This is a genomic window from Pontibacter litorisediminis (genome assembly GCF_029360645.1).
Taxonomy (GTDB): Bacteria; Bacteroidota; Bacteroidia; order Cytophagales; family Hymenobacteraceae; genus Pontibacter; species Pontibacter litorisediminis.
In genome coordinates this window covers 101,262-125,565 of record NZ_JARDUA010000003.1, presented here as the reverse complement: position 1 = coordinate 125,565, position 24,304 = coordinate 101,262, and the positions used below count along the sequence as shown (strand labels likewise).

The window sequence follows — 24,304 nt, the reverse complement described above, 5'->3', positions numbered from 1 at the left end:
CCCCCTTGGCAGCGGGTACAAAGCTAAGACAAATCTGCCATACTTAAAACGATTATCAGGCCTGCACAATGGCTTGTAACGATTTAGCCACAAAAAGTTACACCCTGAGGCATGCGCCACGCCCCTTGTTGGCAGTGGTGCGGCAGGGGTCTTGGCACAACCTTTTAAAATAGCAGTCCGTTCATCTACAAAAATTGTATCATTTGAAAATGCCCTTTATGAAACGCATATTAACTATATTCTGCCTTATAACTTTTCTAACAGGCAGCGCATTTGCCCAAAACGACTCTCCTTATGAAACGTCTTTTAAAGTAGACGCCCCCATTATTGCGGCGGGCATGGGCCTAAGCGCCTATGGTTTGTCCCTGATGAAGGACAAGAGCGGGATGAGCCAAGAAGAGATCATGGCCCTAAGCAAGAAGGACGTGAACGGCTTTGACCGTTTTTCGGCAGGCTATGACTCTGACAACGCCAAAAAGCTTAGCGACTTCCCGTTCTATGGCTCCTTTGCTACCCCGCTCCTGATGATGCTGAACAAAAATGTGGGCGGCAAAGCCGGCCAGGTACTGGTGCTGTACGTAGAGACCATGGCTGTAACAGGCGCCTTTTTCACGATGACGAACGGCAATGTGGAGCGCGTGCGCCCGCTCGTTTACAGTGATGAGGTGGATATTTCAGACAAGAACGACGCGAACGCGCTTAACTCGTTTTACGCCGGCCACACCGCCGCCACCGCGAGCGCCACGTTTTTCGCCGCCAAGATCTTCCACGACTTTAACCCGGACTCCCCGGCACGCCCCTATGTATGGGCCGCCGCGGCCGCCATACCTGCCACAGTGGGCTACCTGCGCCTGAAAGCCGGTAAACACTTCCTGACAGATAACCTGCTGGGTTATACCATGGGAGCCGCCGCCGGTATACTGGTGCCGCAGCTCCACAAGAAATCCAACAAGCGCAACATCAGCCTGATGCCGGTTTCGGGCAGGTACTTCAACGGCGCGCTCATGACCTACACTTTCTAAACATGAAACGGCGGCTGTGTCTCTTCTTGGCGGTTGTGCTTTTACCGCTTGCTGCCAATGCACAGGATGGTGCTGCCTCGCCTTACCAAACGGATTGGCTGCGCGATGGAGGCATCACGGTTGGAGCTATAGGGGCCACCGTGGCCGGAAACATACTGATTGGAAAGAAGGACAGGGTTAGCACTGCCGACCTGGCAGCCTTGTCTAAAAACGATGTGAATGGGTTTGACAGATTTGCGGCAGGCAACTACAGCACCAGCGCCGAGACCTTAAGCGACTTTCCGTTCTATGGCTCTTTCCTTGCCCCGCTGCTGCTCCTGCTGGATGACGACATAAAGCAGAACGCGCCACAAGTATACTTGCTGTATGGGCAGGCATTGTCTATCGCAGGCGGCATGTACAGCATGACGGCCGGCCTTACCAAACGCAAGCGCCCCTACGTGTATGCCGCCGATGCTCCTGTAGGCTTGAAAACAGACAAACAGGCAACAAACTCTTTCTACGCCGGCCACACCGCCGCCACGGCCACCGCTACGTTCTTTCTCGCCAAAGTGTACCACGACTTCAACCCGGACTCCCCGGCCCGGCCTTACGTATGGGCCGCCGCGGCCACTGTTCCGGCTGCTGTGGCTTTTTTGCGCTTGAAGGCAGGCAAGCATTTCCTCAGCGACAACTTGGTGGGTTATGCTGTCGGCACCACCATTGGCATACTGGTGCCGGAGTTGCACAAGCGGGGCTCCAGGTTCTCGCTGGCACCCGAGAGCAATGGGTGGTATGACGGGATGGCTGTAACGTATACGTTCTAAAGTATGGCAATAAAAAAGGCCACCCAATTGGGTGGCCTTTTCCTAAAACTACTGCAACTGATTGCAGATAGCGCTTATAATTCTACTGATTCAGAACAGGGTTGTTCAATACCTCTGCCTGTGGAATCTCGAATGTCAACTCATCAGAGTCCCATGCGAAGGTTTGCCCAGGAAGGAAGATATGGTTCTCACCTCTGGTTACATTCACCTTGTTTCGCTTGATAGCCAGGTAAGTCTTACCTTCACCCCACAACTCGATACGAGTCTGCAGCAGGATCTCATCTTTCAGCGACTGTCCGCCAAGTCCATTCAGGTAAGTCTCATACTCTGCGTATGCCTCAGCGTCGAATCTCTCCTGCATCAGCAGTTTCAGTGCATCTTTTGCCTGCGCATCCTGTCCAAGCCTTGCGTGTGCCTCAGCATTCAGCAGGACCATCTCTTCAACACGCATGTATACATAGTCGGTGGTAACGTTTCTCTGACCACCAATTACTCTGTTCGGATCAAAGAACTTATTGAGTGGCATCAAGTCGAAATCACCCTCTTCGTAACCATCTTCCGCATAAGCTGCCTCTAAGCCACCACCTTCTGGATCAAACCAGTTCTTTCTGTAGTCATTTGCCCGAATGGCCTTGTACAGGTTGATATCGATAGTTTTAGGATCTCCGGCCCAAGCATAGCTGTAGGTAAAAACGTCCATCTGACCCCACCATGAAACCAGATCCAGCCCGTTTGCCAGTGTTAGGTCTACACCCCACATCCAGCTTGGAGTAGCTACGTTGTTGAAGCCTGACTGTGGGTTAGTCAACACACCTGTAGTAGGGTTAATCTGAGCAAAGAGCTCCCCCTTGTTTGTGATGCGGTACTTGCTAGCTATCAGTTCATCAGTCAGAGTTACAACCTGCTGCAGGTCAGCCTGTGTTCCTCTAGCGGCAAGCGTGTAAGCTAACAAGCCTTTTGCTACAGTTTGATCTATCTGGTCTTTAGAAGTCCTGTTGAAGTCTGATAAATATTCAATTGACTGAGTAAGGTCATCCACAATCAGGTTGTAGACCTCTTCAGAGGTAGCCTTCGGCTGGTTTGGAACCTGGGTGTTTGTATAGATTGGTAGGATCTTCTCCGACCCTGTACCATATCCTTTGGAGTACAGCTGAGCAAGGTAGAAGTATGCGTAGGCACGCATAGCCTTTGCCTGGCCCATAATGTGGCGCTGCAGCGGCTCTGTCTGCTCAGCATCAGTTCCACCCAAAGCATCAATTACAGTGTTGGCACCAAAGATGATACGATAATAGTATCTCCATGGCATGTAACCTTCAGTCTGCGTATAGTCTTTTGTATCCTGATACCTAACGACACCTTCATACCAACCATACGTTGCACCAGCCAACACCATGTCAGAGGATATGAAGTCCATGTACATATCCCAGCTCTTCTGCCCGAAGTCATCGTGGTTCAGGTCTGTGCCACCTGTACCTGTGTTGTACATAGTGGAGTATAAACCAGCAATGTTACCGTTCAGGAGTGATGGATCTTTTTCTGCTGCCTCAGCCAACTGCTCCGGCGAAATTTCGTTACCGGAAGGCTTTACATCCAGAAAGTCTTTTTCACAACTGCTCAGCGTAAGAGTGAGAGCAGCCGCGCCAATTATATATAAATTCTTCTTCATGATAATCAGTCAAATTAAATTTTAACTCTTAAGCCTGCCGTGAAAGTAGACAGCGGAGAATAACGGTATGTGCTGGAGCTACCTGCTTCTGCAGTTGATGGGTTGAAGCCATCACGCGCAGTGTTAATCCACAGGTTGTCACCAGACAACCAAACAGATAGACCACCGATACCATACTTGCTCACGAAGTTGCTAGGCACCGTGTACGTCAGACGCACGTTGTTCAGCACCATGTAGTTAGCCTTGGTCAGGAAGCGAGTAGATGAAGAAGCAACGTTTGCATCGTAGCCGCGAGACAGACGCGGCACATCTGTTACGTCGCCTTCTTTCTGCCATCTGTTCATGATATCCTGGTGCCAGTTGTTGCTACCAACTAGGTCGTTGTGCATCAAGTTCGCGTAAGCGCCGTCATAAGCGTAGCCACCAAAGCTGTACAGCATCTGAACTCTCAGGTCGAAGCCTTTGTAACCACCGCTCAGGTTAACCGCACCACGTACGTCTGGAATAGCAGACTTACCGTTGTACTTCAGCGTAGCAGCTGAATATTTTTTGGTAGTCGTTGTCTTCAGGTCACCTTCGCTTACATCAGGGTTGTTGTACAGATAGTCGTTCAGGTTTGCAATGCCTTCGCCATCGTCCAGCATGTCGTTACCGTTAGCATCGTTGTAAACCACATTCCACATACCAGTACCATCCTGAGGGTCTACACCAGCCCACTCACGCAGATAGAAATCGTAGATAGAGTGGCCTTTAGACCAAGCATACTGTCCCTGCACGTCGATTGGCTTAGGTTGACCTTTTACAGGATCGGTAGGCATTTCAGTAATCTTGTTAGAGAAAATCTCACCGTTCACACCTAGACTCAAGCGGTAATCCTTACCCTGGAACACATCACCTGTCACGTCAAACTCCAGACCTTGGTTTCTCAGGTTACCGTCGTTTACCTGAATCAAAGCGTATCCAAGTGATGGACCTACTCTTCTCTCGAAGATCAAGTCAGTCGTGTTCTTGATGTAATAGTCCACGGAACCATAGATGCGGTTGTTAGCCACTTCAAAGTCAATACCTGTCTGGAACTGTCTTGAAGTCTCCCAAGTAAGATCGAGGTTACCCTTCGTAGAGAAAGAGAAAGCAGGATTATCATTTAGATTATCAATATTGAAAATGTCATAACCTGGATAGTATCCTACACCGGCCTGGTCACCAATCAGGCCGTAGCTCGCCTTCAGTTTCAGCATATCAAAGATATTCTGGTTGCTCATGAAATCTTCGCTTGTGATCATCCAACCGGCACCAACTGAGCCAAATGTACCCCACTTGTCTTTTCTGAAGCGGGAAGAACCGTCTCTTCTGATAGTAGCAGACAAGAAGTATTTGTTGCTGAAGTCGTAATTAACCTGGGCAAAGTAGCTTTCCAGAGTATACTGCTCTGTAAAACCAGCAGATGGGTTATGCACTACTGCGTTGCTAAGATCCTCGATGTTTGGATCAACCAAGTTTTGTCCTGAAGCAGTGATGCGGTTAAGCTCCCAATCTGTTACCTCGTGGGCAGCAAGCGCCTCAACATTGTGCTGGCCAAAGCTTTTGTTATAGCGCAGCAAGTTCAGCAGGTTGTAAGAGAAAACCTCTGTTCTCTGGTGGAACAGGCTACCATTTTGTGACGCAGAGCCACCATAGTATTTGTTGCCTCTGTTTAGAAACTTATTGTGGTAGTACTGCGCACCAATTCTATTCTCCAGTGTCAGGCCTTCAGCAATGTTCACGTTCAGGCTGGCATTACCATTCAGTTCGTTACGGTTGCTTCTGTTCGTATCATAAGTAGCATCGGCGATAGCGTTCGTAAGAGCGCCAAAACCACGGCCTACACCATAATCAAACTGATTGCCACCAAAGATAGGGTCTGACACGAAGTTACCTTCTGCATCTCTGCTGTACAGCGGGTAGATAGATGGAATATTATCTACGAACCAGAAGATGCTTCCTGAGTCTGAAGATTGACCATTATTGTTTGTCTCAGAACGGGCATAGTTGAAGTTAAAAGCACCTGTCAGCCAGTTGTTAATTTCCTGGGTCAGGTTTAAACGAGCTGAAAGACGCTCGTAATCAGAGTTGATCAGGTAACCTACGTCTTTCAGGTAACCGAAAGAAGAGTAGTAGTGTGTTTTATCAGAAGAACCGCCGAACTTCACGTTCACCTCAGAGCGGCCCGAGTTCTGAAAACCATAGTCTTCCCAGTTCTCTGGGTTATATTTTCTTGTTACACCTGGTCTAACTGTTCTTGTCGCTGGATCAATAAGTTCAGCACCAGTGGCGCTCCAGAGGTTATACTTAGGGTTGATACCTGAGTTTGAGAATAGTCTTGAGTTTGCATAAGCTGTTGCTTGTGCGTCGTTGTAGTTGCCTGCAGCCACGCCATAATTGTACAAACTTTCCCAGCCTAAGCCAATGAACTGCTCAGGAGACTTGATAGTGTTGTAGCGAGGGAGCAGCGCCTGGTTAGTACCAAAGTTGGCATCTACCTCGATGTAGTTGTCTTTGCCTCTACCTGTTTTTGTGGTGATCACGATTACACCGTTCGCACCTCTTGAACCGTAGATAGCTGTCGCGGCAGCGTCTTTCAGCACTGTGGTAGACTCGATGTCAGCTGGGTTGATAGAGTTGATGCTACCATTGAAAGGAACACCGTCTACTACGTACAGCGGATCACGGTTACCGTTCACAGAGCCGATACCACGGATACGCACCGTAGCCTCGGTACCTGGCTGGCCGCTTGTGTTTACGATTCTTACACCCGCAACCTCACCGGCTAGCGCCTGCGAAACGTTTGATACGCTCTTGGTTTCCAGCTTTTGCGCGCTTACCACTTTCGCAGTACCAGTAAAGGATTCTTTTGTTGTCGTAGAGTAACCTACTACCACTACCTCTTCCAGTGCTTTGGCATCCTCAGAAAGAGTCACATTGATAGTGCTTCTGCCAGATACTTTAACCTCCTGCGCTACATAACCCAGAAAATTAAATATAAGCGTTGCATCTCCAGAAGGCACATTCACGCTGTAATTGCCTTCTATCCCGGTTGTCGTACCTGTTGTGGTACCTTTTACAATGACAGCAACTCCAGGTAATGGTTGCCCACTACTGGCGTCGGTCACTCTACCTGTTACAGTTTGGCTTTGCGCCCATGCCTGGTTAACAAGCGTTAGGAGCATCACCAAACTAAATAATAGAACTTTTCTCATAAAGTTAGATTAGATTGTTTGGTAAAATAGTTATTGGTTGTTTTTCAAATATATATCAATGTTGCAACACTTCCCATTCCAAATCAAAAAAATTGCCGCTGCCAATGAACCAAAGGCATATTTTAATGCCAAAGCCATGTTCATGCGCAGACTAAACACCTATTTTCTAGACAGTTGCCACTGTCCCAAAACTAATTATTACTATTCCTCTGCAGTGTTAAAACATTTATAAAACAAGGTATATGTTCTATTTACCATCCTATTTTCTTTCACCATTCACAAAACAGCTCTCCTCAGGCACAGCTAGCCCCCTCCTTTAGCTATTTTATACTTTTCACATATACATTTTTACCTATATTTACCTCTTGCACAGCACTCAGGCAATAAAAAAGGCGTGGGGGCTTTCGCCCACACGCCTTTCCTGTACTAAGCTGCAGTCTCTTACTTCGTCTCTTTCAGATTTTCCTCAAACAGCTTAAAAATACGGTTGTATTCGTCTGTCCAGCTGGCTGGCTCTGTGAAGCCGTGGTCCTCTACCGGGTACACTGCCAGCTCCCAGTTGTCTTTGCCCAGCTCGATCAGGCGCTGCGTCAGGCGCACCACGTCCTGGAAGTGCACGTTGGTATCCACCATACCGTGGCAGATCAGCAGGGCACCTTGCAGCCCCTCGGCATAGTAGATCGGGGAGCTCTTGGCATAGGCTGTGCTGTCCGTGTATGGGGTGTTAAGAATGTTGGAAGTATAGCCGTGGTTGTAGTGCGCCCAGTCGGTTACAGAGCGTAGCGCGGCACCAGCAGCAAAAACATCAGGCTCCGTGAACATGGCCATCAGGGTGATGAAGCCACCGTAGGAGCCGCCGTAGATACCAATGCGCTTCGGATCCACGTTGTACTTCTCCACCAGGTGCCTGGCCCCGTCCACATGGTCGCTCAGGTCTTTACCGCCCATAAACTGGTAAATGCCCGTGCGCACGTCACGGCCGTAGCCGGCGCTGCCGCGGTAATCAATGTCTAACACCGTGTAGCCCTGGTCTGCCAGGAAGTTGTGGAACATATACTCGCGGAAATAGGAACTCCACCACTTGTGCGCATTCTGCAAATAACCGGCTCCGTGCACAAAAACAACGGCAGGGCCATTTTGCTGCGGGTTCTTAGGCTGATACACACGCGCATACACATCCGCTCCGTCCTGCGCTTTAAAGGTAATTACCTCCGGCTCCCGCCAACTGTAGGACTTGAATTCCTCTGTCAGAGAGTTGGTAACCTGTTTAGGCTTCGCCCCTTTCTTGTTATCCATCACATACAGCTCCCACGGCTTGTTGCTGTAAGAGTAGCGTATAGCCAGCTTTTTCTCGTCCGGCGACAGCTCCACCTCGTGGGCGCCTGGCAAACTGGTCAGCTGCACCATCTCGCCGCCGTTTACCGGCATGCGGTAGAAATGCTTCTCACCCGGGTGTACTTTGTTGGCCGTGAAGTAGAAATGCTTCTTATCGTCCGACAGGCGCACATCCGACACCTCGAACTTGCCACTAGTAAGGGCTTTCTTCTTGCCGCTGTTCACGTTTACAGCGTACAGGTGCGAATATCCGCTCTCCTCAGAGTGGAACCACACGCTCTCGCCGTCCGGCATCCAGCCAATCTCCCCAGGCCCATAGCTGATGCCGGGGCCGTTGATCCAGGCCTCATCGCGCTGGCGGTCCAGCACCGTCAGCTTGGAGGTTGCCGGGTCCAGCTTCATGATCCAGCGGTCCTTGTTATCGGCGGAGCGGGCCACCACCACCGCATGCTTGCCATTGTCAGACCAGTACGGGCCATAGATGGCGGTTGCCCGTGGCTCGGGCTTCTTGGTCTTGCTGTCGGCGGCACTGGACGAGGCGCTGGCCTTTGCCTCCTGCTGCAGCAGGTAAGCAGGCTGGTCGTAAATGCCTTCCACATCGTTCATCAACACCGCATAGGCTGTATCGCGCTGGGTATCGTATACAAAGAACTCGTAGCCGTTCTGCGCATCCCCCACCTTGGTCCTGGTGTTGATATCCTCCGTGTAGCCCGACTCTGTTACAAAATCCGGCACGATGGCCACCTTGGCATTTTTCGGGCGTGAGATCAGCTGATACGTGATAAAGCGCTCATTGGGCCCCAGCGTCACGTTGTTCACGACCTTCTCCTCTACGTAGATTTCTTTCGGTCTATTGGGTGCGTCCAGCTTTTGCTGCTTCTCGTTGGCCTCTTTGCTTTCTTTGCGGTCGCGCACAATCTGGAGCAGGGTCAGCTGCTGCTCCTTCAGCCAGTCGCGCTGCTGGTTTTTGCCTTCCTCTGCCGGCTTGCGCCCTTTCTTGAAGTCGGTTAGTTGTGCTGTTTGCCCACTGCTGATGCTCCAGGAGAAAAGGTTGCTGTCTTTGGTATACACCACCTTCTGCTCGTTGTGGCTAAAGGCAGGGTTGCTCTCGCGCTCTACGGTGTTGGTTACCTGCTGCGTTTTCCCGGACTTTACGTCATACAAGTAGATGTCGCCATTCTTCTCGTACACTTTCTTGTTTTGGGCACGGTTGTACACCCCGCGCTGCGCAGGCAGGCTGCGGCGCTCCTGCGGGCTCACCTTCTGCAGGTTTCTGCCGTCGGCGCTCACGCTGTACAGGGAGTCAAACCGGTTGCCGTCCGGATTCCAGCTGAAGTAGATCTTCTTGCCGTCTTCAGACCAGAACACGTTGCTCGGAGAGGTGCCGATCCACTTCGGGTCGCGCATGATCTTCTCCACGCTGAGCTCCAGCTTGTCGTTCTGCGCCTGCAGTTCGGCGCTGCCCAGTAGCAGCAGGGCCGCAAGCGCCACAACTCTTTGTTTCAGTTGCATGATTGGTTTAGGTTTAGGTAGATTTGTTAGGTTCGATCCTCAAAATAAAGTATAAACACGAAGTATACAAAAAGCCGCCCCTAAGAGCGTGTCGCTTAGGGGCGGCGGCAAGGAGGTTATCGTTTAAGATTTCCTCTTTTTACTGAAGTTCATACTTGGGTGCTGCTCCTCATGCGGCGTTATACTTTGGTAGAGCTTGGCAAAGCTTAGCAACTCCGCCTCTCCGAACAGCTTGCCCATGAACGTAATGGTGGTAGGCATACCGTTTTTCTGGAAGCCTGTTGGCACTACCACGCAGGGGTGGCCGGTAAGGTTGGTTACCACCAGGTTGTTGCTGGCAAAAGACGGGCTGATGTACACATCCACGTCCTTCAGCGTCTCCTGCATCTGCTGCACCAGCAGGGTACGCACGCGCTGCGCCTGCAGGTACTCCACGGCAGGTATAAAGCGCCCTGTACGGAAGATGTTCGGCCAGGCGTTTTTGTGCTGCGCCACCAACAGGCTGTCGCGGCCGCTACGGGTAAGCTCGTCGAAGGCGGCGGCTCCCTCTACCGATATGGTCAGCGTCAGCTCGCGGGCCGGCAAGTCCGGCAGCGAGATCGGCACCAGCTCCACGCCTGCCTTCTGCAGCGCATCCAGCGCCGCCTGGTCGTTTTGCTTAAAGCCATACTCTTTGGCGAAGTCGTTTTTCAGGTAACCGACGCGCAGTTTCTTCGGGTTTATACTTTGGTTATAGTTAAACGGCGCGTCATACACCGACTGGTCCTTGCCGTCCGGGCCATAGATAGCGTTGAACACGATGGCGCAGTCCTCGGCGGAGCGCGCCATAGGCCCTATCTTATCCATAGACCAACTCAGGGCCATGGCGCCGTGGCGGCTTACGCGGCCATAGGTCGGGCGCAGCCCCGTTACGCCTGTGGCCGTAGCCGGCGACACGATCGAGCCCAGTGTTTCGGTGCCGATAGCGTAAGGCACCAGGCCTGCGGCCACTGCCGCCGCCGACCCCGCGGAGGAACCGCTGGAGCCCTGGTTAATATCCCAAGGCGAGCGCGTCTTGCCGCCATACCACACGTCACCCATCGCCAGCGCGCCCAAGGTCAGTTTGGCCACCAGCACGCCACCGGCATCCTGCAGGCGCTGCACCACGGTAGCGTCCTCGTCTATCACCTGGTCTTTATAAGGCATGGCGCCCCAGGTGGTTTTATACTTGCGCGTGGAGAGCAGGTCCTTCACCCCGAACGGAATTCCGTGCAGCAAGCCTCTGTACTTGCCGGCCTTTATCTCCTGGTCTGCCTGGCGCGCCTGCTGCAGCGCCAGCTCCTCGGTTAAGGTGGTCACGCACTCCAGCGTGGGGCCATACTTTTTCAGGCGGGCGAGGTAGAACTTCGTGAGTTCCTCGGAAGATATCTGCTGCGTCCGGATCAGCTCCGCCAGCTGCGGAATGCTGTAAAAAGCCAGCTCTTCGCGCCTTTTCGGCAGCTTCACATTTTGCGGCCGCTCCGCCTCAAAGGCCGACTTGCCTGTTGGGAAAGTATAGCCTACCGGGATTGGGTTGAACGTGAGCGCAGGCGGTACGCTGTTGGGCAGGTTCTGCTTGCGGATTACCTCGTAGCTTTCTTTCAGCTCTTCCAACTCGGATATGGTAGAGTCGAGCTGGGCATCCGTAAAGTTGAGCCCGATCAGCTTCTGGGCATCCTGCAGCACCTCTACGGTTATCTTATCGTCTGCCACCCTGGCCACGAAAGCACCTGACAGAAAGCAGGCGGCGCCAAGTAAGGCAATGGTTCTGTTTTTCATGTAGTTTAGGAGTTTGAACCTTCTAAGATAAGTATTTTGCCGCACAAATAAGAGAAGCCATCCCAGCCTGCCCTCTTCCACCAAGCATAACAGCATAGCCTAAGTTGCCAACAGCCGCGCCAGCCAGGCGTCACAATTCAGTTTATTCCCAGCATTCTTCCAGAAATTCATTAGTTTGCGCCTGTTATCAACCTAAATCATGAAAAGAAAATTAAACTTACTGCTGGCCCTGCTGCTGGTGCTGACGCAGCTGCCCCCTGCCTGGGCCGGCCCCGGGAAAGATGAAAACGCGTTGCTCTGGAAGATTACGGGCAAAGGACTAAAGAAGCCGTCTTACCTTTATGGCACCATCCACGCCATTTGCCCGGACAAAATGGCGATTTCGGAGGCCCTGCGAGCTTCCGTGAGCCAAACGGAACAGCTGTCGCTGGAGCTGGATATGGATGACCCTGAGATGACGGCACAGATCATGCAGCTGGTGAAGCTACCAGCGGGGCAGTCGCTGAAGGCCATGTTTAACGAAGAGCAGTACAAAGCGCTGGCAGATCTCTTTTCGACGAGCTATGGCATGGACATCCAGCACCTGGACAACATGAAGCCCTTTATGCTATATACCATGCTTATACCGGTAATGACGGAATGCACGCCGGAGTCTTATGAGCAGAAGCTGATGGAGCTGGCACACAGCCAGCAGAAAGAGGTGGTAGGCATTGAAAGCGTGCAGCAGCAGATGGAAGCTGTAGACAAGCTGCCAAACGAGATTTATGCCGATATGCTGGTGCGCACTGCCACTGACCTTCCCCAGTCCAAGGCCGATTACCAGGAGATGGTGACCCTATATTTGGCCCAGGACCTGAAGGGACTACAGGAGCTCATGAAGCGCGACTACTCCGAGGAGAACTATAACAAGTTTAGTGAGGTGTTTCTAGTGCAGCGCAACAAAAACTGGATACCGGTGATGGAGCGCATGGCCAGGGAAAAGCCAACACTTTTTGCCGTGGGGGCCGCGCACCTTGCCGGTGAGAACGGTGTATTGGCCCTGCTGCGCAAGCAAGGCTATAAAGTCACGCCGGTTCATAAATAGCCACTGGCAGGAATAAAATGCTCAAGAGGGCAGGTGCAGCCAAGGCTGCGCCTGCCCTTCTTTCTTAGCTCAGAAGCATGGCTATGCCTTAGTAGGCGCGGCCGTGGCGCATCATCATCATCACCTTGTCGGCCTCCTTCACGTTGTATTCATACGTAAGCCGCTTATGGTTTATCAGGTCGATGATCGTACCGATGAAGCACAGCCCGGCAGTAAAGAAGTAGAGCACCCCCATCACGATTTGCCCAACAAGAAAGCGCTGCACACCAGCCACCCCGAAAAATCCCAGGATCGTCGTGGCCAGAATCAGCATCGGATCGCGGCGGCGCGGCCTGTACATGTTCACGAACTGCATTGCTTCCTCATCGGTCATAGGCTGCACCAATGACTGGAGGTATCCCATTTCATCCGGCTCCAGGTCCGGCATCAGGTGGAGTATACTTGCCATATAATATAGTCTTATTTTGTTGTTCTTGTATGTGTTCGGTAGAAGTACAAAAGCCTGCCGCAGCGCCAAAGCAGCAGCAGCACAGCTGGGCCCGCCAAAGGGTGCGCCGCCCACGACGCCTGCCACTCACCGCGCACCAGAAACGCAATGCCATGCCCCAGGCCACAGCCTGGGCAGCCATTCTCCAACAGCCAGCTAAAAGGGCAGAAGCTGAGCAAATGATCGCCGTGTGGGTCCATCAGCGCAAGCAGGAGAAGCCCTGTAAGCCACAGCAACATCTCCAGCGGCACTGCTTGCCTTATTTTTCGCCAGAGCTCCATAATGGCGGGGCGGTACTGCATCTACACTGTTCCTCTCACTTTTACACTCTTATAAAGGTTTAATGTAATATAAAATTCTGATAATCAAAACTCCACCTGGATGTTTACTATATACTTAGCCCTTTGCTAAAAGTATAGGCATAAAAAAAAGCTCCACAAAATGGAGCTTTTTTAAGCTTACTATATGACGTTCACAGTTATTCTTGATCCGATTCGGCGGCACCGCCTTTTTCATTCATTCTTACCACGCCTTCTTGGCCTTCTGCATTGGTCAACTTAACCTCATACACTACCTCAGCGTTGGCAGCACCTTCCTCTGGAGTAATTTTGGTGATCTCGCCTACTGTCCAGTCTTTGTACACGTCGCTTTTTAGTGCGTTCTGTACGGCTTCTGGCAGTTGGTCCTGCGTTACTACCTCGCGGTTACCCTGCTGCTGTGCTTGCTCTGTTTGCTGGCCTTGAGTTTGGCCCTGCGTCTGAGCGTTTGCATCAAGTGAGGTAAATCCTAATATGGCGATTGCTGCTGCAAAGAATGTTGCTTTTTTCATGTCTTATTCTGTATTGTAATAAGTGTCGTTCAAAAATGTAATCGCTTCCAGTAGTGACAGAACCGTGCCAAAAACGGCTTTTAGCCTAGATTACTGGTTTTAAGCCCTATAGCTCCCTATGGCAACAGGCAAAGATTGTAGAACCTCGTTGGCAACCTGTGCCATAATTCCACAACTTGTGGAAATTGTCTACACCTTTACTCCCACAAACCGCTCCCCTGCGAAATTTATTAGTCGGCCACCTTTGCGACACCCGAACTAAAGCGGCCCTGTAAAGTATAATCTTTAGCAAGCAACCTTAAACCTGATAGCTATGGAATGCAACGTAGGAATTGTTGAGCAGAAGGCTCGTGTACTGGCCGGTTTGGCGCTGATCGGCGTTGGCGCATATTATAATTCAAAACCGGTGGCAGCGGTGGGCCTCATCCCAATACTGACTGGTATGCTGCGCTGGTGCCCTTTGAATGCGGCCTTAGGGTACAACGGGTGCAAGGGGAGCATGTAGCACATGGCAAACAGCACTTTAGAAGCCCTGCCGCAGCCGCTGCTGGTGTATGACGGCGACTGCAGTTTCTGCAAGTATTGGGTAAGCAGGTGGAGGCGCAACACCGGAAATAAGGTAAAGTACGTGCCTTACCAGGAGGTGCCGGACGGCTTCCGGGGCACGTCCCATGCGCAGTTCCGTCGATCTGTGTATTTGTTTACCACGTATGGGCGGCGCCTGCACGGTGCCGAGGCGGTAGCGGCACTGCTGCAGCTGAGCGGCTACAGCACCTGGAACTGGCTGTACCACCGCCTGCCGCTGGCTGGCACCATAGCCGAAGCTGGTTACCGCACAGTGGCTGACAACCGTGACTTCTTCTTTAAGCTAACCAAGCTTTTTTTCAGAGACGAGCCCAGACAAGTGTAAACATTTAGCTTCTGCCACATATCATGCGCAAGGTGATCCTCTACATTGCCGCTAGCCTCGACGGCTACATTGCCCGCTCCAATGGTGACACCAGTTGGCTGCACGACGAAAGGTACGCACAAGAAGGTGAGGACTTTGGCTACGGCGCCTTAATGCAGCATATAGACACCACGCTGATGGGCCACAGCACCTACAAGGTTATATTAGGGTTCGATATGCCTTTCCCCTACCCCGACAAAACCAACTACGTTTTCAGCCGCTCCGCTCAGCCCGCTGCCGAGCATGTACAGTTTGTGCAGGAAGACGCGCCTCAGTTTGTACGGCAGCTAAAGCAGCAGCAAGGGAAGAGCATTTGGCTTATAGGCGGCGGGCAGATCAACACGTTGCTGCTAAATGCGGGGCTCGTGGATGAAATGATACTGACTTATGTGCCGGTTATACTTGGCAGCGGAGTTCCCCTGTTTGCCCACGGGGCACAAGAGCGGCAACTGCAGGTTCTGGAGAGCAAGAGCTATACTAACGGCTTTGTGCAGCTGTGGCTGGCGACAAAATAAAACAGCAGCCCCACGTTCTGTCTTTGTCTGTGGGAACTGCTGTCTGTAAATGTCTTCAGGGTTCGTAGTCTTTCTGTACTGGCACGCAAATGCTCTTAAGCCACTTCAGGCCGTTCATCCATGCTGCAGCTTGGGTAGGGTTCCTGTTGTGCTGCCTGTTCTTTTTCCAGTCTGTGCTTGCGCAGCACGCGCTCTTCGTCAAGCATTTCCTGATTCAGGGCATCCGTGAAGCTTCTGGTGAAGCCAAGGCTCTCACCCACTGTGCTTAGGCTGTAATTCCAGGTGTCTGAAATCGAGCCTGTCGAGGTTCTTCTGTGTCGTTTCATCTCTCCCGCTCCTTTCTTACATTATTGAACACTTTGATTGCAGCAACCAACCTGAAATAGGTTAAAAATTTACTGGTTAGTTACATTTTATTATACGAGTATGTTACTAAAAGAGATTACAAGAAGAGATGAATTAATACAATTTTTTCTTGCGTCATCAGAAATGAAGTACTGCAGAAAGAATGGCAGCAAATGCCCCTGCACGGCATTTTTTATGAGTAAGAATCAGGAAACACCGACCAACGCAGCTATCTTATCTACAAACCCGCACATCATATCGGTACAATAAAAAGGCCTGTACTGGTTTGCACCGGTACAGGCCGTGTTATGGCAGGCAAGGCGGTAACCAGCCTACTTTTTTTTCTTTGCCTTCGCTTTTGCTTTTTTTGATTTGGCTGCTTTCACCTTTTTCTCCTCCTGCTCGGCCTCCTTCAGCAGCGCCTGCCAGTCATACTTGGCATCGGCACTAAAATCAAGGGTAGCCTCATAGTCTTCCTTCTCCACCTCCAACACTTTGATATCTTTTGTCAGGTACTGCTGTATCTCCTCTAGTATAGGGCGCTCTTCCAAAGAGCAGAAGCTAATGGCAATGCCTTTCTCGCTGCCACGGCCTGTGCGGCCCACGCGGTGCACGTAATTCTCCGGCTGCTCCGGCAGGTCGTAGTTCACCACGTACTCCACCTCGGGAATATCGATGCCGCGTGCACTCACATCTGTCGCGATCAGCAGCTTCACTTCCCCTTTTTTAAAACGGCGCATCACCTCCAGGCGGTCTGTCTGCTCCTTGCCCCCATGTATGCTTTCCGCTTTGATGCCCACACGCTCCATGGCTGCCACCACACGCTCGGCACGCACTTTGGTGCGCACAAAGGCCAGAATCTTTTTCTCCGGGTTCTCCTTCACCACGCGCTCCAGGAAGAAGCGCTTATCGTCCATCTCCACGTACATCACCGAGTGGTCCACATTCTTCGACACCGGGTCTTTCGGCGAGATCTGGATGCGCACCGGTTTGTTCACCAGCGAGTAGGCAAGCTCCTTTATCTTTTCGTTGATCGTGGCCGAGAAGAACAGCGTCTGGCGCTTGCGCGGCAGCTTGGTGATGAGTTGCCGGATGTCGTGTATAAAGCCCAGGTCCAGCATGTGGTCAGCCTCGTCCAGGATCAGGGTCTCCACGCGGTGCAGGTGCAGGTGGCCCTGGCTTACCAGGTCAAACAGGCGGCCCGGAGTAGCCACCAGCACGTCGATGCCATCTTCCAGCTTCGCGATCTGCGGCCCCTGCTCTACTCCCCCAAACACGCAGAACGTCTTCACGCGGGTGCCGCGGCCGATCTCGTTAAAGACTTCCGTTATCTGCAGCGCCAGCTCGCGGGTTGGCACCATCACCACGCACTTGATGCCATCACCCCGCTTCCGGTTCTTGCTGAACTGCAGCCTGTCGAGCACCGGAATGGCAAAGGCAGCGGTTTTGCCCGTTCCGGTCTGGGCAATGGCCAGCACGTCCTCGCCTTTCATAATCGGTGGAATGGCTTTAAACTGAATGTCGGTCGGCCTCCTAAAGCCTAGCTTGCTCAGGCTCTTCTTTATCTCGTCGGAGATGCGGTAATCTTCAAACTTCATGCGGATGTTTTATACGTGATGCCTATACATACGGCATACACAGGATGCAAAGGTACGGTTTATTACTAACTGTTAGGCGCCTTATTGTTACCCGCTATTCCCTGGCCTGCGCCGCCTAGCCTTTACCAGCTAAAAAAATATAGTAGTAAGGTAAACTTTTTTGATAGTATTACTATTATACACGAAAGCTTGCATAACTTTGCCTGACGAAAGCTGTTTTACAGGAAGTATAACCAGACGGAACCACGACAACCTAACGCCCCATACTATATGGCTACCAGCATACAGATAAACCTAAAGCACCAGTCTTACCTTCGTGAGCCAGAGGCCACCGAACTGGGCCGTAAGATCGTGTCGGAAAGTATAAAAATGATCGATGAGCTTGGCTTTGAGGACTTCACCTTCAAAAAGCTGGCTGCCGAGATAGGCTCCACGGAGGCCTCTATCTACCGGTACTTTGAGAACAAGCACAAGCTGCTGGTGTACCTGGTGTCGTGGTACTGGGCCTGGCTGCATTACCTGGTCATGTTCCAGACGCAGAACATCCCGAACCCGCGTGAGCGCCTGAGCCGCGCCTTAGAGGTAATCTCGAAGGCCGGAGAGGCGGATGACCCCACGGTGGTGCACATTGATGAGCGCGTGCTGCACCGGGTGGTGGTGGCTGAATCATCTAAAGTATACTACACCAAAGCTGTGGACACAGAGAACAAGGCCGGTTATTTTCTGGAGATGAAGCACTTTTGCCATTACCTGGCGCTGATGGTGCTGGAGATTAACCCAGCTTACCCCTACCCGCACGCCCTGATGAGCACCCTGCTGGAGGCGGCGCACCAACAGCTGTTCTTTGCGCAGCACCTGCCTTCCTTAACCGATGTGAAGGCGGAGCAGTACACAGAAACAGTGGGCTTTCTGAAGCAGATGGTTTTTGCAGCTGTAGACCAACACCACCAACACCTTAACACCACATCCTGATGGATTCCACCAAAGCGAGTAAGACGCCAACCCCTATGCAGCGTTTCCTGAAGCTGCTTTCCATAGAGCGCCGGGAAATCCTGTACATGTATGTGTATGCCCTGGCGGCAGGCCTCATCACCCTGGTGATCCCGCTGGGGATCCAAAGCATCATTGGCTTCGTGTCGAGCGGGCAGGTGACCACCTCGGTGGTAGTGCTCATCAGCCTGATTGTGCTGGCCCTACTGATTGTGGGCGGCCTGCAGGTAATGCAGCTGTGGCTGGTGGAGTTTATACAGCAGCGCCTGTTTGCCCGCACGGCCTCCGAGTTTGCCTACCGCATTCCGCGCTTACAGCAGGAGGCGTTGCTAAAGCATAACCCGCCGGAACTTATGAACCGCTTTTTTGATGTGGTGACGCTGCAGAAAGGCGTGGCCAAGATCCTGGTGGATTTCTCCACGGCAGTGATACAGATCGTCTTTGGCCTGATCCTGCTCTCCTTTTACCACCCTTACTTCATTTTCCTGGGCCTGCTGTTGATGCTGGTACTCACCTTCATTATCTGGGCCACGGGTGGCAAGGGCATCGACACCAGTATCAAAGAGTCGAAGTATAAGTATAAGCTGGTGGCCTGGCTGGAAGAGATGGCCCGCTCCCTGAGCACCTTTAAGCTGGTGGGCCACACCAACCTGCCCATGGAGCGTACCAACAGCTACGTGAAAAGCTACCTGGATGTGCGCCGGAAGCATTTTGACGTGCTGATGACGCAGTACTACAGCTTCGTGGGCTTTAAGACTTTTATCACCGGCGGTTTGCTGGTGCTCGGGTGTATCCTGGTGGTGCAGCAGGAGATCAACATCGGCCAGTTCGTTGCCTCCGAGATCATCATCATCCTTATCATGACGGCCGTGGAAAAGATCATCATAAAACTGGACACGGTGTACGATGTGATGACGAGCCTCGATAAAATCGGTATGGTAACCGACCTGCCCATAGAGGAGGCGAAAGGCATCAAGCTGGAAGAGCTGCCCCTGAACGGGGGCTTGAGCATACAAGCCAAAGACCTGAACTATAGATTTCAGGACACCAAAAAAGTGGCGCTCGAAGACCTGAATTTCACGATACAGCCTTCGGAGCGCGTGTGCCTGGCGGGCTTTAACAGCTCGGGAAAAAGCACCCTGATCAGTGTCCTGCTGGGGCTTTTGCCATCCTACAGCGGCAGCCTGAGCTACAACGGCATCTCCATGCGCGACCTGCACAAGGGCAACCTGCGCAGCCTCATCGGCGACAACATTTCCCGCGAGCAAGTGTTCGATGGCACCTTGCTGGAGAATATCACCCTGGGGCGCGACCTGCCCATGCAGGACATCCTCTGGGCAGTGGAGGTCACCGGCCTCACGTCCTTTGTGCATGCGCTGCCGGACGGCCTGCACGCCTACCTTACCGGCGGCAGCATGCGCCTGCCTGTTAGCGTGGCCCGCAAAATTGTGATGGCCCGCAGCCTGGTGCAACGGCCTAAGCTCCTGATAGTAGACAATTACTGGGCAGGCATGGCGAAAAAGGACAAAATAGAATTCCTGCGCCTGCTTACCAGCCCGCAGTTTGGCTGGACCATGATCATCGTGTCTAACGACATTGAGGTGATGCAGCTCTGCGACCACACGCTGTTGCTGCAGGATGGCCGCCAGGTTGCCTTCGGGAACTATGAGCAGATAAAGCACCTTGACATCCTACGGGAATTAACAGACGTAACCAGCTAGCATATGGCCACTGAGCTAAAAGAGTTTGATAACACAGAGCACCAGCTGGAGGTCATGCGTGAGGTGCAAACCCCGCACATGGGCCGTACCCTCGCCTATTGGATCGGGGGCATTTTCCTGCTCGTGCTCCTTTCGCTATTCCTGCCCTGGACCCAGAACATCCGCTCCCAAGGCACACTAACAGCGCTCACCCCACAAGACAGGCCGCAGACGGTGGAGGCGACCATCGCCGGGCGCATCGAGCAGTGGCACGTAATGGAAGGAGCCTTGGTGAAGAAGGGAGACACTATCGCCAGCCTGTCCGAGGTAAAGGAAAAGTACATGGACCCCAACCTGCTGGTGCGCCTGGAGGAGCAGGTGCAGGCCAAGCAAGGAGCCTTGGAGGCAAACGAAGCCAAGGCTGAGGCCATGCAGGAGCAGATACAGGCCCTGCGCGAGGGCCTGAGCTACAGCCTACAAAAGGCCCGCAACAAAGTAGGGCAAACGCGCCTGAAGCTGCAGAGCGATAGCATGGATGTGGTGGCGCAGCGCACCGAGCTGGCCGTTGCCGAGTCGCAGTTTGCGCGACAGGAGAACCTCTACAAGCAGGGCCTGAAGTCGCTGACAGAGCTGGAGCAGCGCCGCCTGAAGCTGCAGGAGGCGCAGGCCAAGCTGCTGTCGCTCGTAAACAAGTATGAGGCTACGCAGGCCGAGCTGCAGAACGCCCGCACCGAGCTGAACTCACTGCGCGCAGAGTACGGCGACAAGATTGCCAAGGCCGAGGCCGAGCTCAGCGCCACCCGCTCTTATACTTATGCCACACAGGCTGATGTGGCCAAGCTGCAGAATGAGTTCAGCAGCACTCAAATCCGCAGCCAGTATTACCAGATCGTGGCCCCCCAGGACGGCTACGTGGTGCAGACCCTGAAAGCCGGCATCGGCGAGACGATCAAGGAAGGGGAGCCGCTGGCCACCATCATGCCGCGCGACCCCCAGCTGGCCGCAGAGCTGTACATCGATGCCCTGGACCTGCCGCTGATAGAACCCGGCGACGAGGTGCGCCTGCAGTTCGAGGGTTGGCCCACGCTGGTGTTCTCGGGCTGGCCGGGGGCGAGCTTCGGCACCTTTGGCGGCAAAGTGGCCGTGATAGACAACACTGGCACCAACGGCCGCTACCGCATGCTGGTCGTGCCAGACCCCAACGCAGAACCTTGGCCTGACCCGCTTCGGGTTGGCTCCGGCGTGTACGGCTGGGCCATGCTGAACACGGTGCCGATCTGGTACGAGCTGTGGCGCCAGCTCAACAATTTCCCCCCGGATTATACCGAAGGACAGGGGGCCACAGCAGCAGACGCTAAGAAAACGGCGGAAGCCTCTAAAAAGGAATAACCTGAAGCATGCGCATCAACATCACTATACATGCCTTGGTAGCACTGGCTAGCCTGCTTATACTTGGCAGGGTTGCCGCCAGCGCCCAGCAGCCCGACTCGGCGCAGCAGGTGCTTACGCTGCAGGAGTTTCACCGGGTGGTGCTGCAGCACCACCCGGTGGCCTCGCAGGCGGCGCTGCTGTCGGAGCAGGCGCGGCAGGAACTGCGCATTGCCCGCGGCACCCTCGACCCGGTCATCTCCAGCAAGGTGTACCGCAAGGAGTTTGGCGGCAAGGAGTACTATAACCTCTGGAGCAACACCCTGCGCGTGCCGCTCTGGTTCGGCCCGGAGCTGCGGGCGGGCTTCGACAAAAACAGCGGTTCTTACCTTAACCCGGAGGATTATACTCCTTCGGAAGGCCTGAGCTCGGTGGGCATATCGGTGCCGCTGGGGCAGGGCCTGTTTATTGATGAGCGCCGCGCCACCATCCGGCAGGCCCGCCTGATGCAGGACATTGCTGAGGCAGAGCGCATCAAACTCATCAACAAGCTGCTGCTGCAGGCCACCAAAGACTACTGGGACTGGCTTTTATACTTTAGGCAAGTGCAGCTGTACCAAGAGGCGGTTGAGTTGGCTAACTTCAGGCTGCAGGCCGTGCGCGCGCGGGTGCAGGAGGGTGACCTGGCGGCTATTGACACCGTGGAGGCCCTGACAGAGGTGCAAACGCGCCAGGTTCTGCTGCAGGAGGCCACGCTGGGCTACAACAACGCCCGCCTGGTGGTGGCCACCCACCTGTGGGCTGAGGATGAAACGCCGCTGGAGCTGCAGGAGCAAACTATACCCGCCCTCACAGGCAGCGAGATCGTAACCCTGGCGCAACCCGAGCTGCAACAGCTGCTGGAAACGGCCAAGGCCAACCACCCGGACCTGCGCAAGCTCAGCCTAAAGGGGGAGCAGCTGCAACTGGACCGGCGCGTGGCCACCGACAAACTAAAGCCCAAGCTCAATGCAGAGTACAACCTGCTGCAAAACGATTTTTACAGGAGACCCGAGGCGGTTGACGGTGCCTACTTGGGCAACAACTATAAGCTGGGCCTCAGCTTTAGCCTACCTCTTTTCCTGCGGCAGGAGCGCGGCAAGCTGCAGCTCACCAAAGTTAAGCAGCAGGCCAACGCCCTGGAACTGACCCAAACTGCCCGCGAGGTAGAAAACGGTATTTTGGCCGCTTATAACGAGTGGCTGGCGCTGGAGGAGCAGATACGGCTGCAGGAGCAAATGATGGCGAACGCCAATACGCTGCGCAACGGCGAGGTGATCCGGTTTCAGAACGGCGAGAGCTCGCTGTTCCTGGTGAACTCCCGCGAGATGAAGCTGATGGAGGCCCAGGCGAAGCTCTACAGCCTCCTGACCAAGTATGCCAAGGCCCGCACCTTTCTCTACTGGTCTGCGGGAAGTATAGAAGTGGAGTAGTTTGGCTGTTAGCCTGATACAGTTCCTGCTTTTCAGCACACTAGGCCTGAAAAAGCAGGAACTGCCCTTTCCCCCCTTCCTTTTCGGATACAAAAGCATAACAGTAATTCTATAATGCTATATTTACGCAGCACAACCTACTCAACCTAACATAAAAACAAGCTGTCTCCACCAAGGCGCCCAGCCTGCTTATCTTAGCCTGCATTTTTATACCTTTTATACGTTAACATGAAACAACTTTACACCCTCCTGCTTGTGCTGCTGGTAAGCTGCGCATCAGCCTTCGCTCAGGACAATGCCAAAACAAAAGACATCAGAGAACTGCTCCGTTTAACAAAGGCCGGCGAACTAGGCATGCAGGCTATCAATACGAGCATGGAGACTGTGCGCAGAACAAACACTTCTGTTCCCGCTGAGCTGTGGGACGAGTTCGAGAAAAGCTTCACAGTGGAAGACCTTGTAAACCTGACGGTGCCCATCTATGACAAGCACTTCACGCATCAGGAGATAAAAGACCTGATCGCTTTGTACAACACACCGCTGGGCCAGAAGCTGCTGGACAAGATGCCCGTTATCATGCAGGAATCTATGCTGAAAGGGCAGCAGTACGGCCAGGAAGTAGCCATGCGTGTTATCCAGAGAATGCAGGCAGAAGGGAAGCTTCCGAAAAACTAACCGGAAAGCGGCAAAAAGATAGGCGCCATATCTTTTATACATAGGGTATGGCGCCTGTCTTTTTATCATTTAAGCGGATTACCCTTTCCTACCGAACCACTGCTCTACCGAGGCAGCCACTTTGGCAAAATCGCTGCCGCCGGAGCCGTAGGTGTCGTAGGCGAATTTGAGGATGATGCCGGTGACCACCACCAGGAACAGCACCCGCACAAAGCCTACGCCGCGTTTCAGGGCGGTGCGCGTGCCCAACTGCGAACCCAGTATACTGCAGACAGCCATGGGCACGGCCACCTCGTAAAGCACGTACCCGTTCCAGGCAAAGTATAGCAGCGCCGATAGGTTGGTGGCCACATTCACCACTTTAGCCACCGCCGAGGCCGCCAGAAAGTTAAAGCCGAACAGCCCGATGAAGATAAAGATGAGGAAGCTGCCGGTGCCTGGCCCAAAGAAACCGTCATAAAAACCGATTGCAGCCCCAATCAGCAGGCCATACAGCCGCTCTTTAGCCTCAGTGAGCCTGGGCGCATGCAAGGCCCCAAAATCCTTTTTGATAAAAGTATACACCGCCACCAGCACCAGCAGCACCAGGATGAGCGGCTTCAGCAGGCTGGCATCGAGCAGGCTCAGGGCGCGGGCTCCCAGGAAGGAGCACACGAAGGCCGCCGCGGCCGCCGGAAGTATAGCCAGGTAATTGATCCTGACGCTACGCACATACTTGACCATGGCCGCCGTGGTGCCCGCAATGCCCGCAAACTTGCCGGTACCAAATACCGTGGGCAGCGGCACGCCGGGCAGAAACACCAGCAGGGCCGGCACCTGTATCAGCCCGCCGCCACCCACCACCGAATCAACAAAGCCTGCCATAAAGGCGAACAGGCACAGGTAAAGAATCTCTTCCACTTGAAGTATAAAGTATAA

General features: G+C 53.2%; 21 protein-coding genes. 11 read left to right on the top strand and 10 right to left on the bottom strand.

The window, feature by feature from the left end:
• The first annotated feature begins 218 nt into the window (after window positions 1-218).
• Together PXG97_RS10380 and PXG97_RS10375 are read left to right on the top strand one after the other, a co-directional pair.
• Window positions 219-1,022 (top strand): phosphatase PAP2 family protein, encoded by an 804-nt coding sequence (locus PXG97_RS10380; protein ID WP_276497694.1) that lies wholly within the window; start codon window positions 219-221, stop codon window positions 1,020-1,022.
• A 2-nt stretch (window positions 1,023-1,024) separates the two neighbouring features.
• Window positions 1,025-1,828, top strand: a complete 804-nt coding sequence (locus PXG97_RS10375) for a phosphatase PAP2 family protein (RefSeq protein ID WP_276497693.1) — start codon at window positions 1,025-1,027, stop codon at window positions 1,826-1,828.
• A gap of 82 nt (window positions 1,829-1,910) precedes the next feature.
• Here the strand turns inward: PXG97_RS10375 and PXG97_RS10370 are convergent, their stop codons facing one another.
• The 4 genes from PXG97_RS10370 to PXG97_RS10355 all read right to left on the bottom strand — a co-directional run bounded on the left by PXG97_RS10370 (window position 1,911) and on the right by PXG97_RS10355 (window position 11,374).
• A complete protein-coding gene (locus tag PXG97_RS10370; protein ID WP_276497692.1) occupies window positions 1,911-3,494 on the bottom strand; it encodes a RagB/SusD family nutrient uptake outer membrane protein in 1,584 nt (527 codons plus the stop codon).
• A gap of 14 nt (window positions 3,495-3,508) precedes the next feature.
• Window positions 3,509-6,730 carry a SusC/RagA family TonB-linked outer membrane protein gene (locus tag PXG97_RS10365; RefSeq protein WP_276497691.1) on the bottom strand — a complete coding sequence of 1,074 codons (3,222 nt, stop codon included), beginning with the start codon at window positions 6,728-6,730 and terminating at the stop codon, window positions 3,509-3,511.
• A gap of 441 nt (window positions 6,731-7,171) precedes the next feature.
• Window positions 7,172-9,577, bottom strand: a complete 2,406-nt coding sequence (locus tag PXG97_RS10360) for a prolyl oligopeptidase family serine peptidase (RefSeq protein WP_276497690.1) — start codon at window positions 9,575-9,577, stop codon at window positions 7,172-7,174.
• 123 nt (window positions 9,578-9,700) lie between these two features.
• The gene (locus PXG97_RS10355) at window positions 9,701-11,374 is read right to left on the bottom strand and encodes an amidase (RefSeq protein WP_276497689.1); all 1,674 of its coding nucleotides are present in this window, start codon (window positions 11,372-11,374) and stop codon (window positions 9,701-9,703) included.
• A 199-nt stretch (window positions 11,375-11,573) separates the two neighbouring features.
• Between PXG97_RS10355 and PXG97_RS10350 the strand changes: the two genes are divergently transcribed.
• Entirely contained in the window at window positions 11,574-12,458 is an 885-nt protein-coding gene (locus tag PXG97_RS10350) for a TraB/GumN family protein (protein ID WP_276497688.1), read from the top strand.
• A gap of 88 nt (window positions 12,459-12,546) precedes the next feature.
• On the opposite strand, the gene PXG97_RS10345 is transcribed toward PXG97_RS10350, so the two are convergent.
• From PXG97_RS10345 to PXG97_RS10335, 3 genes are all read right to left on the bottom strand, one after another.
• Window positions 12,547-12,906 (bottom strand): TM2 domain-containing protein, encoded by a 360-nt coding sequence (locus PXG97_RS10345; RefSeq protein ID WP_276497687.1) that lies wholly within the window; start codon window positions 12,904-12,906, stop codon window positions 12,547-12,549.
• Window positions 12,907-12,917: 11 nt separating this feature from the next.
• Window positions 12,918-13,226, bottom strand: coding sequence for a DUF2752 domain-containing protein (locus PXG97_RS10340; RefSeq protein WP_276497686.1), 309 nt, complete (start codon window positions 13,224-13,226; stop codon window positions 12,918-12,920).
• A gap of 197 nt (window positions 13,227-13,423) precedes the next feature.
• The gene (locus PXG97_RS10335; protein ID WP_276497685.1) at window positions 13,424-13,774 is read right to left on the bottom strand and encodes a hypothetical protein; all 351 of its coding nucleotides are present in this window, start codon (window positions 13,772-13,774) and stop codon (window positions 13,424-13,426) included.
• Between the two features lie 313 nt (window positions 13,775-14,087).
• Between PXG97_RS10335 and PXG97_RS10330 the strand changes: the two genes are divergently transcribed.
• Genes PXG97_RS10330 through PXG97_RS10320 form a run of 3 tightly spaced genes read left to right on the top strand, consistent with a single transcriptional unit; the run spans window position 14,088 to window position 15,238 of the window.
• Window positions 14,088-14,279, top strand: coding sequence for a YgaP family membrane protein (locus PXG97_RS10330; RefSeq protein WP_276497684.1), 192 nt, complete (start codon window positions 14,088-14,090; stop codon window positions 14,277-14,279).
• Between the two features lie 3 nt (window positions 14,280-14,282).
• Window positions 14,283-14,684, top strand: a complete 402-nt coding sequence (locus PXG97_RS10325) for a thiol-disulfide oxidoreductase DCC family protein (protein WP_276497683.1) — start codon at window positions 14,283-14,285, stop codon at window positions 14,682-14,684.
• Window positions 14,685-14,707: 23 nt separating this feature from the next.
• The gene (locus PXG97_RS10320) at window positions 14,708-15,238 is read left to right on the top strand and encodes a dihydrofolate reductase family protein (protein ID WP_276497682.1); all 531 of its coding nucleotides are present in this window, start codon (window positions 14,708-14,710) and stop codon (window positions 15,236-15,238) included.
• Between the two features lie 95 nt (window positions 15,239-15,333).
• Here PXG97_RS10320 and PXG97_RS10315 read toward each other — a convergent pair whose 3' ends face one another.
• Both PXG97_RS10315 and PXG97_RS10310 read right to left on the bottom strand, forming a co-directional pair.
• Window positions 15,334-15,564 (bottom strand): hypothetical protein, encoded by a 231-nt coding sequence (locus PXG97_RS10315; RefSeq protein ID WP_276497681.1) that lies wholly within the window; start codon window positions 15,562-15,564, stop codon window positions 15,334-15,336.
• 351 nt (window positions 15,565-15,915) lie between these two features.
• A complete protein-coding gene (locus PXG97_RS10310; RefSeq protein ID WP_276497680.1) occupies window positions 15,916-17,181 on the bottom strand; it encodes a DEAD/DEAH box helicase in 1,266 nt (421 codons plus the stop codon).
• 270 nt (window positions 17,182-17,451) lie between these two features.
• Here PXG97_RS10310 and PXG97_RS10305 point away from each other — a divergent pair, with 270 nt between their 5' ends.
• The 5 genes from PXG97_RS10305 to PXG97_RS10285 all read left to right on the top strand — a co-directional run bounded on the left by PXG97_RS10305 (window position 17,452) and on the right by PXG97_RS10285 (window position 23,386).
• Window positions 17,452-18,153, top strand: a complete 702-nt coding sequence (locus tag PXG97_RS10305; protein ID WP_276497679.1) for a TetR/AcrR family transcriptional regulator — start codon at window positions 17,452-17,454, stop codon at window positions 18,151-18,153.
• The gene (locus tag PXG97_RS10300; RefSeq protein ID WP_276497678.1) at window positions 18,153-19,892 is read left to right on the top strand and encodes a peptidase domain-containing ABC transporter; all 1,740 of its coding nucleotides are present in this window, start codon (window positions 18,153-18,155) and stop codon (window positions 19,890-19,892) included. Before PXG97_RS10305 ends, PXG97_RS10300 begins: the two co-directional genes overlap by 1 nt.
• A gap of 3 nt (window positions 19,893-19,895) precedes the next feature.
• Window positions 19,896-21,260 (top strand): HlyD family secretion protein, encoded by a 1,365-nt coding sequence (locus PXG97_RS10295; RefSeq protein ID WP_276497677.1) that lies wholly within the window; start codon window positions 19,896-19,898, stop codon window positions 21,258-21,260.
• Between the two features lie 8 nt (window positions 21,261-21,268).
• Window positions 21,269-22,711, top strand: a complete 1,443-nt coding sequence (locus PXG97_RS10290; protein WP_276497676.1) for a TolC family protein — start codon at window positions 21,269-21,271, stop codon at window positions 22,709-22,711.
• Window positions 22,712-22,939: 228 nt separating this feature from the next.
• Entirely contained in the window at window positions 22,940-23,386 is a 447-nt protein-coding gene (locus PXG97_RS10285) for a DUF2059 domain-containing protein (protein WP_276497675.1), read from the top strand.
• Window positions 23,387-23,464: 78 nt separating this feature from the next.
• Here the strand turns inward: PXG97_RS10285 and PXG97_RS10280 are convergent, their stop codons facing one another.
• Window positions 23,465-24,286, bottom strand: coding sequence for a sulfite exporter TauE/SafE family protein (locus tag PXG97_RS10280; protein ID WP_276497674.1), 822 nt, complete (start codon window positions 24,284-24,286; stop codon window positions 23,465-23,467).
• Between the last annotated feature and the right edge of the window lie 18 nt (window positions 24,287-24,304).